The 292-nt window shown below is 54.5% G+C and carries 2 pseudogenes; one reads left to right on the forward strand and one right to left on the reverse strand.

What is annotated here, in order from left to right:
• Positions 1-73 (reverse strand): annotated as a pseudogene (locus JT360_RS33380) (protein-L-isoaspartate(D-aspartate) O-methyltransferase); the annotation flags it as partial.
• Positions 74-140: 67 nt separating this feature from the next.
• Here JT360_RS33380 and JT360_RS33385 point away from each other — a divergent pair.
• Positions 141-292, forward strand: a pseudogene (locus JT360_RS33385) (IS110 family transposase); the annotation flags it as partial.

The following is a 292-nucleotide window of genomic DNA, read 5'->3' on the forward strand; positions in this document are numbered from 1 at the left end:
CGGCATGGATCGCAATCATCTCGACCATGTGCCTACGTAGAACTGCCAGATGCTCTTCGTTCATCGGTTTCATGACGGTGAGGCTTTCCTCGACCAGCTGCTGCCAAATAGTTTTATATCCTGTTCGTCTCGTCACAGTAACCGACAAGGCCGATGCGCTGGGCATTGCCCATTTGATGCACACGGGCTGGTTTCGCGAGGCCTGCATTAAGGCGGAAAGCTGCTACCGCAAGGGGCTTTTGCTAACGCACCGGCGCAATCTGAACGCGAAGTTCCTCGATCTGGAGAACGT

This window comes from Mesorhizobium sp. dw_380 (assembly GCF_018588885.1).
In the GTDB taxonomy this organism is placed as follows: Bacteria; Pseudomonadota; Alphaproteobacteria; order Rhizobiales; family Rhizobiaceae; genus Mesorhizobium.